The sequence below is a fragment of the Limibacter armeniacum genome (assembly GCF_036880985.1).
Lineage (GTDB): Bacteria > Bacteroidota > Bacteroidia > Cytophagales > Flammeovirgaceae > Limibacter > Limibacter armeniacum.
Window position 1 is genome coordinate 573,357 of record NZ_JBAJNO010000009.1, and the last position, 13,082, is coordinate 586,438.

The 13,082-nt window shown below is 36.8% G+C and carries 21 protein-coding genes; 13 read left to right on the forward strand and 8 right to left on the reverse strand.

Translation table 11 applies throughout. The annotated features are described in order from the left end of the window. Positions 1 to 220 precede the first annotated feature (220 nt). Positions 221 to 694: a helix-turn-helix domain-containing protein gene (locus V6R21_RS20015; protein WP_334245329.1), complete on the reverse strand. Its 474-nt coding sequence runs from the start codon at positions 692 to 694 to the stop codon at positions 221 to 223. A gap of 140 nt (positions 695 to 834) precedes the next feature. Here V6R21_RS20015 and V6R21_RS20020 point away from each other — a divergent pair, with 140 nt between their 5' ends. The 7 genes from V6R21_RS20020 to V6R21_RS20050 all read left to right on the forward strand — a co-directional run bounded on the left by V6R21_RS20020 (position 835) and on the right by V6R21_RS20050 (position 4,949). Further along, positions 835 to 1,662, forward strand: a complete 828-nt coding sequence (locus V6R21_RS20020) for a hypothetical protein (RefSeq protein WP_334245330.1) — start codon at positions 835 to 837, stop codon at positions 1,660 to 1,662. 31 nt (positions 1,663 to 1,693) lie between these two features. Then, the gene (locus V6R21_RS20025) at positions 1,694 to 2,128 is read left to right on the forward strand and encodes a hypothetical protein (protein WP_334245331.1); all 435 of its coding nucleotides are present in this window, start codon (positions 1,694 to 1,696) and stop codon (positions 2,126 to 2,128) included. 84 nt (positions 2,129 to 2,212) lie between these two features. Next, on the forward strand, positions 2,213 to 2,878 hold the full coding sequence (locus tag V6R21_RS20030) for a hypothetical protein (protein ID WP_334245332.1): 666 nt from the start codon (positions 2,213 to 2,215) through the stop codon (positions 2,876 to 2,878). Between the two features lie 12 nt (positions 2,879 to 2,890). After that, the gene (locus V6R21_RS20035) at positions 2,891 to 3,592 is read left to right on the forward strand and encodes a coiled-coil domain-containing protein (protein ID WP_334245333.1); all 702 of its coding nucleotides are present in this window, start codon (positions 2,891 to 2,893) and stop codon (positions 3,590 to 3,592) included. 100 nt (positions 3,593 to 3,692) lie between these two features. After that, complete coding sequence (locus V6R21_RS20040) at positions 3,693 to 4,145, forward strand: single-stranded DNA-binding protein (RefSeq protein WP_334245334.1); 453 nt, start codon at positions 3,693 to 3,695, stop codon at positions 4,143 to 4,145. 21 nt (positions 4,146 to 4,166) lie between these two features. Next, complete coding sequence (locus tag V6R21_RS20045; protein WP_334245335.1) at positions 4,167 to 4,622, forward strand: hypothetical protein; 456 nt, start codon at positions 4,167 to 4,169, stop codon at positions 4,620 to 4,622. A 48-nt stretch (positions 4,623 to 4,670) separates the two neighbouring features. Next, positions 4,671 to 4,949, forward strand: a complete 279-nt coding sequence (locus V6R21_RS20050; protein WP_334245336.1) for a hypothetical protein — start codon at positions 4,671 to 4,673, stop codon at positions 4,947 to 4,949. 37 nt (positions 4,950 to 4,986) lie between these two features. On the opposite strand, the gene V6R21_RS20055 is transcribed toward V6R21_RS20050, so the two are convergent. Together V6R21_RS20055 and V6R21_RS20060 are read right to left on the reverse strand one after the other, a co-directional pair. Beyond that, positions 4,987 to 5,784, reverse strand: coding sequence for a hypothetical protein (locus V6R21_RS20055; protein WP_334245337.1), 798 nt, complete (start codon positions 5,782 to 5,784; stop codon positions 4,987 to 4,989). Beyond that, positions 5,781 to 7,103 (reverse strand): ApeA N-terminal domain 1-containing protein, encoded by a 1,323-nt coding sequence (locus V6R21_RS20060; protein WP_334245338.1) that lies wholly within the window; start codon positions 7,101 to 7,103, stop codon positions 5,781 to 5,783. Before V6R21_RS20060 ends, V6R21_RS20055 begins: the two co-directional genes overlap by 4 nt. 222 nt (positions 7,104 to 7,325) lie before the next feature. Here V6R21_RS20060 and V6R21_RS20065 point away from each other — a divergent pair, with 222 nt between their 5' ends. From V6R21_RS20065 to V6R21_RS20090, 6 genes are all read left to right on the forward strand, one after another. Further along, on the forward strand, positions 7,326 to 7,655 hold the full coding sequence (locus V6R21_RS20065; RefSeq protein WP_334245339.1) for a hypothetical protein: 330 nt from the start codon (positions 7,326 to 7,328) through the stop codon (positions 7,653 to 7,655). Between the two features lie 177 nt (positions 7,656 to 7,832). Beyond that, positions 7,833 to 8,276 carry a JAB domain-containing protein gene (locus V6R21_RS20070; protein WP_334245340.1) on the forward strand — a complete coding sequence of 148 codons (444 nt, stop codon included), beginning with the start codon at positions 7,833 to 7,835 and terminating at the stop codon, positions 8,274 to 8,276. Positions 8,277 to 8,313: 37 nt separating this feature from the next. Beyond that, on the forward strand, positions 8,314 to 8,820 hold the full coding sequence (locus V6R21_RS20075; RefSeq protein WP_334245341.1) for a hypothetical protein: 507 nt from the start codon (positions 8,314 to 8,316) through the stop codon (positions 8,818 to 8,820). A gap of 81 nt (positions 8,821 to 8,901) precedes the next feature. Further along, positions 8,902 to 9,099 carry a helix-turn-helix domain-containing protein gene (locus V6R21_RS20080; RefSeq protein ID WP_334245342.1) on the forward strand — a complete coding sequence of 66 codons (198 nt, stop codon included), beginning with the start codon at positions 8,902 to 8,904 and terminating at the stop codon, positions 9,097 to 9,099. Between the two features lie 32 nt (positions 9,100 to 9,131). Then, positions 9,132 to 10,166 carry a HipA domain-containing protein gene (locus V6R21_RS20085; protein ID WP_334245343.1) on the forward strand — a complete coding sequence of 345 codons (1,035 nt, stop codon included), beginning with the start codon at positions 9,132 to 9,134 and terminating at the stop codon, positions 10,164 to 10,166. Beyond that, positions 10,163 to 10,828, forward strand: coding sequence for an HIRAN domain-containing protein (locus V6R21_RS20090; protein WP_334245344.1), 666 nt, complete (start codon positions 10,163 to 10,165; stop codon positions 10,826 to 10,828). The genes V6R21_RS20085 and V6R21_RS20090 overlap by 4 nt, the downstream gene beginning before the upstream one ends. Positions 10,829 to 10,867: 39 nt before the next feature. Here V6R21_RS20090 and V6R21_RS20095 read toward each other — a convergent pair whose 3' ends face one another. The 5 genes from V6R21_RS20095 to V6R21_RS20115 are packed head-to-tail and all read right to left on the reverse strand — an operon-like array spanning position 10,868 to position 13,074. Continuing rightward, a complete protein-coding gene (locus V6R21_RS20095) occupies positions 10,868 to 11,353 on the reverse strand; it encodes a CHAP domain-containing protein (RefSeq protein WP_334245345.1) in 486 nt (161 codons plus the stop codon). Beyond that, positions 11,335 to 11,718, reverse strand: coding sequence for a hypothetical protein (locus V6R21_RS20100; protein WP_334245346.1), 384 nt, complete (start codon positions 11,716 to 11,718; stop codon positions 11,335 to 11,337). Before V6R21_RS20100 ends, V6R21_RS20095 begins: the two co-directional genes overlap by 19 nt. Beyond that, complete coding sequence (locus V6R21_RS20105) at positions 11,715 to 12,218, reverse strand: hypothetical protein (RefSeq protein ID WP_334245347.1); 504 nt, start codon at positions 12,216 to 12,218, stop codon at positions 11,715 to 11,717. The genes V6R21_RS20100 and V6R21_RS20105 overlap by 4 nt, the downstream gene beginning before the upstream one ends. After that, positions 12,181 to 12,726, reverse strand: a complete 546-nt coding sequence (locus V6R21_RS20110; protein ID WP_334245348.1) for a hypothetical protein — start codon at positions 12,724 to 12,726, stop codon at positions 12,181 to 12,183. Before V6R21_RS20110 ends, V6R21_RS20105 begins: the two co-directional genes overlap by 38 nt. A gap of 3 nt (positions 12,727 to 12,729) precedes the next feature. Next, entirely contained in the window at positions 12,730 to 13,074 is a 345-nt protein-coding gene (locus tag V6R21_RS20115) for a hypothetical protein (RefSeq protein ID WP_334245349.1), read from the reverse strand. Between the last annotated feature and the right edge of the window lie 8 nt (positions 13,075 to 13,082).

Sequence of the window (13,082 nt, forward strand, 5' to 3'; positions counted from 1 at the left end):
ATCAGCTACTCTGAAATCATGTAGCAAAATTCAGTACACCTAAAAATGCAACTACCTAATAATCAAACTGTTAATCCCTAAAAAGTGGTCCCAAAAAAACATGAAACAACATTTTAGGACTCTGTTTAATCATTTGTCTTAGAGCGAATTACAACTCCGTTGTAACCTCCATATTACCTACTAGTGGTCCTTAAGTGTGCCCTTAGCACAAATAAGTTCACTAGCACGCTCTCTGATAATATGGATTAACCTTTCCCGAAATGCCAAAATTCTTAACATCCCTTGTGGTTTTAGTCTTGCCCAGAGAACTATCAAGACCGTCCACCTTTTTTTTAACCTTATTTAACTCTTCTCTCAATACAACGTTCTCTTCTCGTAGCTTTTTAAGCTCATCAGCAATTGATTTCAACAATTCGTTGTCAATATTACTGATATTTGATTCCTCTAATTGTGAAGTTTTTTTTTCACTTCCACTTTCACTTACTAACATTTCCCCCTCACCTGTAAATAACCAATTGAAGTTTAGTTCAGGGAATGTCTGCTTAATTTGGGTTAATACTTCTTCATTTGGGAATCTCTTACCTGTCAAGTAAAAATTTACTGATGCTCTCGTTCTACCAAGAATTTCACAAAGCTCCTCAGTATGGACTCCTCTAAAGGCGAAGTAAGCTTTTAATCTCTTTCCAAAAGACATAATCGGAAACAATTTGTAGTTTTTTTCTTATTAAATGTTGACAAATATACATTTCGTTTTTATCATTGTAGCGAAATGATACTAATCGTTGTTGCAATATACTAATTGTTGCTAACGAATAAAAATTCCCATAATAACTTATGACCGACAGCATCACATATCAAATACAAAGCCTAAAGCTGAAATCAAACAGCAAACACTTGCTGATGCAGATTGTGCGCCTGTATCAATCCGGTCAATCTATTGACTTGAGAAACTTGGAATATGCCCGCTATATAGGTGTTTGCGAAAGGACAATAACGAATTGTTTAAACGAGCTCGAGCAGATAGGCATCCTCGTTATCAGTAAGCGTAAAAGTCAATACCGTTCTATGGTATTGAATGCTAAAAAGTTATCCCAGTTACTTGGTCAGAAGATTGAACAGGTACGACAAATTGTAAAAGAAGTAACACAATCTGTAGCTGACACAGCAAAAACGGTTGCTACTACAGTAAAAGGTGCATTCAAACCCAAGAAACTTATGCTTGAAAATGATGTACAAGCATTTTGGGATCAATTCAATGGACAACCTCAATGGAAAGCTATATACAATGAGTATTGGAACAAGTACCATGAAGGGCGAATGAATGACATTCAGCATAGGCTTAGAACAAATAGAAAATGTATCAATCAACTACATGCTGTTTCCAATGGACAACCTAATGTAGCTGCCAAGATTATCAGAGATGCTATTCAGGCAAATGATCATATCCTGAAAATCAGAAATGGTGTATCGACAAACACATCTACCCCTGCCAAACAAGAAATAAAAGCCAAAGCTATTCCTCAGCCTGTATTGGAGGTAATCGAGACAGCATCAAAGGAGGTACAAGAAGAATCATTGAGTGCTATGAAGAAATTGCTTCAAGAGAAGATAGCAAGGCAAAAACAATCTAAAGTAAAACCAAGAAACCGAAAGCCTTGGTAACATTTTTCACCTAATCAATTAAAAGCCGAAAATGACTGAAATAACAAAAAACATCAAAGTATCAACCGAAACGGCTGAACGGTTCGAGAAATTCACAACCGAACAAGAAGCTGATAAAGGCAGGGAGCTACAAGCCCAGCTGGATGCTATTGAGAAATTGGAAGGTAGACAAAAGCGAATCAACAAGATGATCAAAGACCGGATGGCAAAGCTAAATGCCGAAAGAAGAAATCTTACTGATATGCTACGAGCTAGAGGAGAAACCATTTCATATGAATGCTTGATACTGAAAGACTTTGAGAATTTTGAAGTCCTGCACATGGAGAAAGATACTGGAGAAGTCATCAAACGCAGAAAGATGAACGAACAGGAACGCCAAAAATCTATGCAGGAAGCTGATATCAAACATTTCACTGATGACACTGGCAGGTTTGACCTAATCAAAGCTAGATATCACGCATCATAAAGACTCGGTTGTTAGTAGTCAATTTTTCTTTTCCCTGCCGGATGGGTTACGGCTCATCCGGCACTTATCCAAAACTGATTATTTATGAAAGCTATCATCAAATCTACCTACATCACTATACTGATTATCCTGTTTATGCGCTTGCCAGTTGGGAAAATCTCCATGATTATCATCCTAACAGGTGCACAAGTAATCAGCATTGCCTTATTCTACAGTTCTATTTTCAGCCAGAAGGCAGCAGAACAGTTTGGTCAACTGGTTGGTATAGCAGACGCTAATCTGGTAATAACTGGTGTAGTACTCGGAGCCTTGTTTGCCGTAATCCTTGAACTCGCTTCCCTCTTCTGGGCCATAATTGGACTAAAGTGGGAAAGCCTTGCAGCAGCCTTGGTTTCTGCGTTCCTATCTGTAGCAACTTACCATAAGTTCTTCTTTATGGATATGGACTGGATGATGTTAGTGGGTATTGTGCTGTTTGGAATCTTCCCTCCCATATTTATAGTCATCACCTCTCACAACTTGTCAGAATCGATTCACAAAGAACTGAATATCTGCAAAGGCGATACAGAGATTGAAAAGGTACTGAATATGCTCATAAGGAATATGCAACTATTCAATGAAGCGAGCGAAACAGTAGCGCAATCAGTACTCAGCAGAGCAGAAGACAAGCGCAGTAAACAGGCAGGGCAATTCCAAGTAAGCGCCAACTCTACTGATGATAGAATGGATAGACTATCTAGAATCTCTTAACCATAATCCACCATGACAAAAGTACTGATCCAAATAGACGAACTATTGAAGCTAAAGCGCATTGGAGCATTCTCCCTACAACTTGCAGCGCTTCTGGTTGTATCATTCCTATCTGCTTGGCTTATCAACTGGGAGCTTAAAGAAATACTCCCTTATACAAGCGCTTTATTTTTTACCTCCCTCCTATTTCAAGGGGTTGTAATGGTAATGAAAAACCGTCAGGAAAGAGTCTCAGAACTAGAAAAAAAGGGGAATGAGCTTGATAGCGCTCTAAATTCAGCCATCGAAAAGGCTGAAGCGCTGGCTGAGCGCAAGCGCATTATAAGCGTACAACTTGACGCAAGAAATGAGGAGGTAGACATACTGAAAAAGCGCTTGGCTTCGCTTCAAACTGCCCTTGATGATGAGCGTCACGCACGTACAAAAATAGAGCAACTGAACAAGACGCTTGCCCAACGCTCATCTGATTTGGAAACGTCCGTAGAAGCGCTTGAGAAGTCTCATGACACGCTGAATAGACGCTTGACTGAAGCAGGTACAGACAATGACCAGCTTGCAAAAGATATCAAGGATTTGGAATACACCTTAAAGGTCGAAAGGCTAAACAGTGAGGAAATCAAAGAAAAATACACAATTGTACGTGAGAACTTAGACCGTGCTAAAAAGCGCATGTCAGCGAAAAAGATTGAGAATAAGGACTTGGTTTTAGCATAAATCACAAGGCAGGGAAATATACCGCCCTGCCCTTTTTTTACCCATAAATGATTATTATTTTACCAATGTTTATTTATATAACTTACATTTTACAATAATAATGGCAAATGGAGTTAATAAAGTAATACTAATTGGACACCTCGGTAAAGATCCAGAAGTAAGGCACCTTGAAATTGGGTCATCTGTAGCCACCTTCCCTATCGCCACAACTGAATCCTATCTGGATAGAGAGGGTAACAAACAATCAATGACCGAGTGGCACAATATAGTATTATGGCGTGGCCTAGCTAAAGTAGCTGAACAGTATCTGAAGAAAGGAAGCAAAATCTATGTGGAAGGAAGGCTAACCTCTCGCTCCTATGAGAAAGACGGTATCACTAGATACGTAACTGAAGTAGTTGGCCGTGAAATGCTCATGCTCGATACAAGAGGAGATGCACATCCACCAATGCCAGAAGCAGAACACGAGGCCATGAAAAAATCAACATCGGAAGCCCTGCCCACTGCACCAGCAGAAATTACAGGTGATGATCCGGACGATCTCCCATTTTAATAGACTAACAAACCAGAATTAATGGAAAAAAGATACCCAAGACCTTACCGTAATTTCTTCTTACGGGAAGCAGAAACAGCAAGAAGACAACTGAGAGCAGAACTATTTTGTGATAGAAACATCTACCTGAAAGCAGATACAGAAACCGAACTCCACCAGCAAATTGACCAGTATTGGCAGCAGAACGGAGAAATGAAACTGGAACTACGGCTTCTTTCAAGGCCTCACATATTTAGCCAGGAGCGGAACAAGTGGAAACAGGAAGGAAAGTTTACTGACTTCTGGACAATGGTAGATCAAATTGAATCCTGCCATACCAACATGCAAGGGTTTGACCGATGGAAAGAAGGAACTCCAAAACTATATAATGGCAAATGGTGGATATTCTGGAATGATGCAAATAAGCGGTATACACCAAGGAAAAATAAATTGCGCCCATATAAACCAATGGTAAAAATGGATGGTGAAAGGGGGTAAAGCGCAGCCCCCACTTTTTTAACACGCAACAACTTAACAAACCAAAAAATGAATAGAAACACCCAATTGAAATTAAAAGAAGCAGGAAGAAACTACAGTACAAGCCTAAGTAAAGCAGCAGGTAAAAAGACGGATATCTGTAAACGTTATATACTGGAAAGTAAACTAAAGAGGAAGCTTCAACCACTCTACATCCAACTGACAGAAACACAATTTAATCAGGTTCATAACCGAATCAATTCCTTGCCAATTGAATTGCTTAAAAGTGCACTTGATATGACTATTGAACAGGCTTATACCTTTATCACTGGACATAAAATCAATTAATAATATTACACCCTACCTAATGTAGGGTGTAATTCTTTCACTCTATCCTCCATTTAAAAGGCTCTGCATTACCTATTCTTGTAACTATAAGTTTAAGTCCCTTCTTTTTTAAATCTAATGTATAATTCCACGGAGATTCAACTTTAGGCCTTGGCTGAAATTGGTATATTGGAAATATACCGTTCAGTATATCTAACTCCACTCTCTCCCCTTTTACATTTTCAATATCGATTGGGACTAATCCTACATCACATAAGGTACAATAAGATAAATCCTCTAATTGAAAAACTGGTATAAGACCTTTACCATTATTAATTCTATATGAAAATAAATCAATAATAGTTTCATTTTTAGACATTTTCCTAACCTCATTAAATGGCTCTGTTCTTCCATTAGAGATTGTTTCCTCTATAATATCGTCTAAATTTAAGTTATATCTCTTCAGAACTTCTTCCCAATGACCTGATAACTCTTCATTTAATGCCTCAAACTCTTCAGTGTATTCATTTAATTCAACTATCAACTTAGGCTGTAAATCTGGCCTATAAAACTCCACAGCCCTTTCCCACCAAAATGAATGTGCTAAGAAATCTCTAGTTTCATGAAATTTATCAACTCTTTCTTTTAATCCTGAATCTAAATCTAAATCTTTTAACTCACGCTTTAATTGTCCTACAGTAAGTTTTGATTTCTCTTGTATTAAGTCATCTACTCTTGTTTTAGTTATCCCTACCTCTAAATAAGGGAAAATTAGATGATTCATTAATTCTTTTTCTACACATTGAGCCATATATATTGCTCTTCCATAATATGCAAATATCTCTTTTTCAATCATTTCACATTATATTCATTCCATTTAGCTAATGATTCTACATTATTTCTAGACTCTTCTATCAAAGAGTCCACAACATTTTTATTAATTCCCAATAACTTAAGAAGTTCCACCTTTAAAGTATACTCAAGTACTTTTCCTAAAATAACTAATTCGATTCTGCTTAGGTATTTATCAAATGCTCCATCATGAGCCATCGTATTTCTAGTTTTCAGTATTTTATCAATTAATTTCTTAGTTGTATATGGAAAAACTTCACCATGTATTACTTTAAACACCTGCTCAAAAGCCATTAACTTATCTCTCATATCTGGTCTAGTCCAGAAATTTGACTTTTGGCGAAACCAACTTCTTAACTCTTCATTATCAATTAATTGAGATATCATCTCTCTTTTTTCAAGTCTTTCTGCTATATCCTCAGATGTATCATTCTTTATAAATTTATCATGATAACACTCAATAGCTACACACATATTCAAGAAAAACCCTTGAGGAGATAACTCAGTATTGTAACATTTTTCAAGAATCAAATCTATAACTGTTCGTACTTCATCATTAGATACCCAGTTATAAAATACAGTCTTAAAATCTGACTCTATATCAATATATGATAATCGTATATTATGTGGAAGCTTATTCTCTTTGACATTACCTGACACGTTAATCAGTTCCACATACGACCTTTGTTCTTCAATTAATACACACTTACTAAAATGTGGATCTTTATTAGTGACAAAGAGTATAAAGTTTTCAATTTTTAATTTTAGATCAAGAAAATCATCTAAATGAACAGCTTCATTTGTACGTATAGAAATAAAGCATTTTTTATTTGACACATATCTATGTGGGGATGATTTTGAATCCCTTCCTATAGTTATAGATATCGCAAACCCCTGATACTCTACATTTAATATATTTTTTTGCTTAGGAAACTCAACCGATACATTTGTATCGTCGAAAGGAAATAGGGTATCATAGTCATTAATCCAACTTACAAGTGTTTGAGATTCAAACTGCAGTAAATTAAATCTCAAATCAGACAAAGAATTATATATCCCTCCCTTAAGCATATATCCAACAATAATTCTTCTATATCCCCCTCCTACACCTGTTTCACCTCCACCTAAATAACAGTTAAAAAATGATACATTCCCAAAATTGTTAAAGGCCCCTTTTATTAAAGGTATTCTATCATCGATCAACACTTTAAGTGGAACCTCCAAATAAATAACATCATCTGTGATGTATAACCATACCCCATCGACAACCTTATTATCCCCTAGTATCAGTTTTCCAAAAAATCGGCTTTCTTCTTTCAACATATTTAGGTCTTAATTAGAGTAAAAAATTGAATTACCTTTATTGTACCTTCCTAAGAAAATTAAATTAATCTCTTCATGAAAATATTTACCTATTTTCGTTTAATGTGTTTGATATTATCAAACATTGTATTATCTTTATACTATCAACAATGAGGGAGACGCCCTCACATTTTGAACTTCAAACTGGACGGCAACCAGATGAAAAAACTGCACTGAATCAAAATGATTTTTGAAATCCTGAAAATCGCTTCTCAGAATCCACTAGGGTTCACTTTCAACATCGAAACCAAAGAGCTTGTAACAACAGGCGGTTGGGTGATAGCTTACCAAGAAACTCAAGACAGTTTCGGTAAAGATGGGTTGGAAAGTTGCTTAGAGCACGCCAAGAAACATCAAAAGCTAATAGGAGGATGGCTGAATGAAGAGAATCAGCAATACTACTTTGACAGTGTAATGCTGATCAAAGACCGAGAGGAGGCGATAAGGCAGGGCCTAAAGCATAAGCAAATAGGCATCTACCACTTAGAGACAGGAGAATATCTCCCCATCTAATCAGGCCAACAAAACGGAAAGAAATCCTCCCCTAAAAAAGGAGGATTTTTTTTATCAATCCTCTTTTAATTGTTTGATATTATCAAACTTAATATTATATTGTACCTGTAATCAATAATGATTTACAACTCACAAAATCTGGACGGCAACCAGACTAAAAAACGGCACTAAAACAGAATGAAAATTGCAGAGATCAAAGTCTCTTTCAAAGAGCAAATCCAAGTCAAAGACACTCCTATTATTTCCTCTTCAAAGGATGCTTTCAATTGCTTCTGGCAATCATGGAACCATGATGAAATTGAAATGAGAGAATCATTTTATCTCATGCTCCTCAACAGAGCCAACCATGTAAAAGGCATCATGGAAGTTTTTAAGGGTGGTGTGTCTTCAACTCCTATAGATGCCAAACTGATTTTTTCAATTGCTCTGAAAACGCTTAGTAGCGGAATCATTGTGGCACACAATCACCCGTCTTGCTCACTTACCCCTAGCCAACCAGACATTCAAATTACCCGAAAGCTAAGGGAAGGCGGTAAGCTGCTTGATATCTCTGTTCTTGATCACCTGATCATTACACCAGAACAAAAATTCTATTCTTTTGCTGACGAAGGCATGATGTAAAACAAAGGGGCTTCGGCTCCTTAAACCTCTTACTATTATGAAAGATCTAACCGAAAAACTGAATATTACAGACTCACAAAAGAAGCAACTAAAAGACGCTTACAAGTTCAATAAAATGGGCGCTGGTTTGTCTATCCGCATCAAGGCTATACAAGGTGATCACCTTTCTGTTGGTTATTGCCAAACTGGAGAACAGCGACACACTGAACAGGAAATTGAATACAGGATTTCAGGCCTATTCCAAAAGATCATTCCTGAATACGCTATCAGCATTGAACAGGAAGAAGAAAAAGAGCACTTACCTACTCACCTTTTCTTCCCTGCCAGCAATGGTGAACACCTAATTGTAAGAGTGCATCCACCAACTTTCACGGCTGCTGTCTCAATCGAAGTGCCTGATAATGATTTATATGTTGATTTTGAGTACAAAGGCAGGGATTACTTTTTGGTAATCAAAGAACATGAAGAAGCCAAAGATTCAAAACTGAGATGGGCTTTAAAACGTGCTGCAAAATATGTAGTACATAGAATGGAAAATATGTAAAATCAATGCTAATTGTTTGATATTATCAAACATAGTATTATCTTTGCTAATGTGGAGGTCTTTTATATAAAAAAATAAAAAATGGAATTTGAGATCGTAACCCCAGAATGGCTCAAGACAAACATCAAGAAACATAACCTTACGTTGGAACAGTTTGCTGAGAAGTTTGGCAACTCAAGAGGAGATATAAGTGCATACTGTTCAGGTAAAAAGGAACTAAGTAAGCTTAGAAAAGCTGCTTTCTACTATTTTTTTAAGTATATAGAAGCTATCAACTAATAACATATTCAATCAATTTTTCACATAAATTAATGCGTTACAATCCAGTACAACTTTTTGATATTAACCAAGAATGGACTATTGAAGACTACTTCCAAACAAAGGGTTCTAGGGCAAAGTTTGTTTGTTTAGATCCAAACGGAACTAGATTTTACTACAAAGAGTCTCTAGTAAGAGAAGGTAGAGATTACAGTTCAGAGTTTTGGGCTGAAATCATTGCAAGTAAGCTTGGACAAATACTTGAGTTTGATATTCTAGACTACAATATTGGTCTGCACAAAGACCATTTAGGTTGCATCAGTCAAGAGATGAATGATTCCACAATAGATGAATCATTGATTGAAGGAGTAAATATACTCGCTACAATAGATCCAAAAATTGTAGATGATAAAAAGTATGTCAATTCAGTATATGATTTTCAGTTTATCAAAGAAGGCATAGAGCATATTAAAGAATGGGACTCTTTCAAGGATAAATTACTTAACCTTATTGTATTTGATGCAATCATCAGTAACAGTGATAGACACTCTGAAAATTGGGGAATGATACAAACAAGGACTGAATTACTCCTTCCATTCACATCACATGAAACTCAACAATCATGGATAAAAAAGTTGATAAATAAAACTTCAAAAGAAGAAGAAAGACATATCGTAAAACCAAAAAAATATATCATTAAGAATACATTCTCACCTATATACGATAGTGGTTGTTGTTTTGGAAGGGAAAATGATGAAGATAAAATTAATTATTTCCTTAGTGAGGAAGGAATAGATAAATATGAAAAATACCTTAAAAAGGGAAAGAGTGAAATTAGATGGAATAAACAAAAAAGAACTCACTTTGATTTAATCAAACTAATAAATCAAGAATACACTGAAGAAGTTACAGCAATTTTAGAGAGAGTTAGAAATAACTATGATAAAAATTTAATTATTGACATCATCAACTCTATTGATAATATCGTACCTCAAAGTCATTATCAATTTAAATTAACTTCTAAAAGGAAAGAGTTCATTAAAAGAATCATTTTTGACAGAATGGATAAAATATTAAACATACGATGAAAGCACAAACAATATTTTTAAGCTGGCGTTCTGGAGTCAAATCAAGACGCTTCATCGTCGGAGTAATAAAAAGACACGGTCAAAGTGCTACGTTTAAATATTATAAAGATAAGGTAGAGGAAGCTAAAGAATTTGGATTTGAGTCTTATAAAGAGTTTGAAGATTTCAATAAAATATATGAAGATGTCTTACCTATATTCTCACAAAGAATCATTTCAAAAGACAGACCTGATAGAATGAAGTTTTTATCATTTTGGGGACTATCTGAGACTCAACTAAAATATGTAGATAATTTTGAAATACTAGCTTTTACCCAAGGATGGTTACCTACTGATAAGTTTGAGTTTCTTGGAAACTTTTATTTCAGAAAAAGTAGATACTCTATTGTATCAGATTTAGCTGGTCTATCTTATCATGATGTTAGTTTCAATGATATCAAAGTTGGTGACAAATTAAAATACAAGCTTGAAATAGATAATCCATATGATAGGTTTGCTGTTGCTGTATTAAACCCAACAGGCAAGAAATTAGGCTATATAAAACAAATTCATAACAAATTTGTCCACAAACAAGAAAAACACAATAGAAAAGCTATTATTAAGGTAAAAGCTATTGAGGCTAAGGCTAATAAAATAGTTAGAATTTTTCTTGATATAAGTTAAAAAAAGCCTCTCAGAACTCAATCTGAGAGGCTTCTTTCTTTAATCTAACACCCACCTAGATACCTTATAAATTTGCCGCTTTAGTCTCCTTTTCCTGTAAACTCCATCACCTTCCCTACTGCCATCACCATTGGTATTCCCCTCAACAGTAATACAGTAATCATCATCAGGATTCCATGCATCTATAAAGCCTACATGGGCTATTCTTTTCTTGCTGTTATAATAGATTCCAAATACATCCCCTGCCCTTGGTGTTAAGCTGAACTTATCCGTTCTGCTGTAGATCGTCCGACTCTCAGGAAACCAAGCAGGTGACCAAGCTGACTGCACTGTATAAACGCCCGTCCGGTCATGGCACCATGCCACAAAAGCAGCACACCACGCTACCGGATCAGAGAAGCCAGTAACGGCCAAGTACTCACTTACCTGTTTTCCCTTGTTGTTTCCTCCTTCCTCTCTTACACCAACCTGTGAGCTATATGTTTCTACCAGTACTTCACGACAGCTTACAGACTGCCCATGCACCAGATTACAACAAATAACGAGAAGCAGTATAAGAAAACAGGCAAGAAGTCTTTCAAAAAAATCTCTTTTTTGCATTTACTTTCATCGGTTTGTTCCACACCTAAATTATCCAGTCGCCTGTACAGCGCAGGCCATTGCATCTTAAATACCAGCCATACAAAACCACTGGCAATACTGTACTTGACAAGCCCAAAGATGATCACTTGCAATACACCAGCATCAATGGTTGCAGCTGTCGGGTCAAATGCCCGTAAAAACAATGGACTCATAAAAAACAAAACCAACCCAAATGGGATAGTCAGCAGCTCATTCCAAGTTCCTAGGAACTTAGCCAGTTTCAATAAATACTTTTTCAGCTTTTTCATTTTCGCTTTGTTATAGTAATAGAATTTAAGCCCGTCACCTCCACATTTTTGTTCGCTGACCGGGCTTCCGCATAGTATTTTGTTTTCCAGAACTTCCACCACTTCCGTTCCCGGTACAAGACCAAATCCAGTGGCACATGTACAGAGTAGGTTACCTCAGTTACCCTGCCTGTATCTGGTACAAAAAGTTGTCCCCAAGCATACTGGCTTTCCCATATCACAAACTTTCCGTCTACCTGAAAAGGCACTACATGGTTTCGGGGAATATAAGTGGTGTCATGAATCACCATGGCCTGTTCTGTGGCTTTCACCTCTGCCATGACTCGGTAAGCGGATTGTAGACTGTTGTATTGTTTCTCAAGGCTTGAGAACTTTCGTAACCATTCCATCTTTGAGGTTTCCAGAAGAGATTCAGCAGCCGCTTTTTCTAACTGCAAACTTTCACCCTTTTTGATTTCCTCTTCAAGGTGGTTCCTGTATACTTCCAACTGGCCAGACATAAGGCTGTCTTCGTCTGCCAAGTAACTTACCTGTTGTTTCAGCTCCCTGTTCTTCTGCCACGAACTGTAATACAGGCTTGATATCAGTGCGAGTACCACGAACAAAAGACCTGCTATAATCTCTTTGCGATACCGCCATAATAGCACTAGTTCCATTGCATTTACTAAAGTTTGTTTGTTTGGATTTCCTTGATGTGATCATTTGATTGTACCGCCTAAGTAGCTGTTTCAACTCCCCTATATCTGCCTTCATCTCTGCCAGCTCCTGACGTACCAGTTGCTCATCCACTTTCCTGTCAATTGCCTTTTCCAAGGCCGTTACCGATTTATCCCAGTCATCTGCCACTTTTGTAATCAGCTCGATCTGGTTTTTGATTTGGTTTTCCGCTACTGCCATCCTTTCTGAGAGATTCACGCCCCATGTAAAAGCGGGAACTACTACCACCAAAAGGGATGAAAAAAAGGTAACGGCTACCGTTACCCAATCAATCTTTGCTGTCCCTGCCATCTCTTATTCTATTACCAAATAGTCCAGTGTTTCACCTTCCCCAATTACATCCTCAAAGCGACTGAGAATTGCTGCCTGAATATGCCCAGTAATCAGGTCTGTAACTGTCTTTCCTTCATCTCCTGACTGTACAACCATTTCACTATCCTGAATGGTGATATAAGGATGAAGATTTTTTATTGTAATAGCAGTATTCCCTGCGTTCCTGTCAGACTGTGATTTGTATATCGAAAAATTGGCAGTCACTTGGCTTTGTGCTTTTGTATACCCATTACATTCAATGTAAGCTTCTGCCGTATTAAAGCCTGTACTGGTTGATAATTCGTTATTAATTTTCAGTTTAATCATTATCATAA